Source organism: Microcystis sp. M53598_WE2 (assembly GCF_030067735.1).
Classification (GTDB): Bacteria; Cyanobacteriota; Cyanobacteriia; order Cyanobacteriales; family Microcystaceae; genus Microcystis; species Microcystis aeruginosa.
Map to the genome: position 1 here is coordinate 1 of NZ_JASJFE010000659.1, position 1,766 is coordinate 1,766.

Genomic DNA, 1,766 nt, shown 5'->3' on the forward strand with positions numbered 1-1,766 from the left:
AGGTTGATCAATTTGTTGCCACCAGACAAGCTTAGTATAGTCTGGAAGGCGATCGCACAGACGAGCGGCGAGGGTACTTTTCCCGTTACCACCCCCACCTTGCAGGAAAACCCCAGCCTTATGAATTGCTTTAGAATTATCAAAGGGTTTTTTCAGCACTTGCAAGCAATCCTGAAGATCACGGCGGCGACCGATAAAAGTTTCCCGTGTGGCTACCCGCAAATATTTCGTTTCTGGGTCCACAAATTGGTCAACAACAGATACGGGAGGTAAAGGTTTTCTCTGTCCCCTCTTTACCAAAGCTTCTGGGATACTTCCCCTCACATAGAGGCGTAAACAATGCCAATCCCTCGCCTGATTTCCTAATAATTTCTGATAGGCAAAAGCTAACGACTCGCTTAAAGTAAAGCCTTGGGAAAGCTTTTCGTAGAGGATGGCCGCCGTATCAGCAGCTTCGTTATCCCTGACGGGTTGACCCCACCCCAAAACAGCTTTAGCCCCTTTTTCTAATAACTTCTCGGCCATCGAAAGGATCTCATCACCATCGGAGTAGCCTGTCCGACACCCTGATAAAAACAAAAGCTTAGGTAAATTAAACTGTAATTCTCTGGCAATATCTTCGGCGCTGGTATCTTGCCTGTCTCCGTATTCCGTCTCGGTAATAAAATAGGGTTTCTGATCCTTGATGGTGGCGTGTCCGCTCAGGTGGATAACATCGAAATATTCCCTATCTTTACTGGCCATCAATTCGCCTAATTCTTTAATACATCCGCTCTCTTCAACGGTTAAAGATAGGGGTTTTCCTCTAGTTGCTTTGAGGATCTTCCCTTCTTCTGCCTCAAAGTCTAGTATAGGCGTTACACCCTTAGCAGAACTTGCCATGAAAACTACATTTAAGGCTCGATCCTGCGGGTTGTTGTCCACAGTTAACAGCCTTTCATTACCGGTTTTCATCCACCGCAGGGGAACAATAGCGGGAAGCTTAGACACCAGAAAATTTTGACCATCGTGTAATAATTCCCAGGGTAGATGGACTAATCCTTTGCTGGTGCTGATAGCCAGAACTATTTTCTCTCCCCGGTGGCTATCTAATTCGTTCTGTAGAATGCGCTCCGTACCATCTAACCATCGGTATAAACCTTGTCCTGTTCTGGCGTGGTCTTTCGGTAAACGGGTATAGTAATCGGTGTCAGCCTTTTTACTTAGGTTGTCTATTTCACTCAAGCATCTTGTGTAGGTACGAGTCTGGTTGGGGTTATCCCAGAAAAATCGGAACTCAACGCTGTTGCTACCCCTCTCCTGAAGATCAATATGCAGTATCCTCATGATTTTTCTTGTTCCAAGAGTTTTTGTAGTTGCTCTAGGGTAGCATCTTTGAGCATCAGGCGATCGCCGTTTTGGCTGACAATTAACACTCGTTCGATTTTCGGGGTTTCAGGAGAGTCAATTTTTTGCTTTAATTGGTACAATTTCTCAGCGATGGCGATTGTTCCGCTAATAATGCCGATGATGGTGGCGATGGTGGCAAGGGTTCCCTCTTTCTCCACTTTGGAGATAACTTCGTAGCTGCCTTGCACCCCTTCCATCTCTAGGATGTCCTGAGCAACCTTGATAGCATCGCAGCCTTCAATTTCTATCTGCATCAGTTTTGTTCCTCCTGTCAGTACCCCAGCAAAATGATCCTAAATCCGTTTATTAAAAACTGATTATCTATTCCCCCTTTTGCTTGTCCTGATATGTAGCCTATACTCAACGAATTTAGTATG

At 45.2% G+C, this 1,766-nt stretch carries 2 protein-coding genes; both read right to left on the reverse strand.

Going from position 1 to position 1,766, the window contains the following annotated elements; translation table 11 throughout:
- On the reverse strand, positions 1-1,326 hold a 1,326-nt coding region (locus PX636_RS13405; protein ID WP_288117565.1), incomplete at its 3' end, for a CHAT domain-containing protein.
- Positions 1,323-1,643 carry a hypothetical protein gene (locus PX636_RS13410; RefSeq protein ID WP_288117566.1) on the reverse strand — a complete coding sequence of 107 codons (321 nt, stop codon included), beginning with the start codon at positions 1,641-1,643 and terminating at the stop codon, positions 1,323-1,325. The genes PX636_RS13405 and PX636_RS13410, both read right to left, overlap by 4 nt.
- Positions 1,644-1,766: the final 123 nt, after the last annotated feature.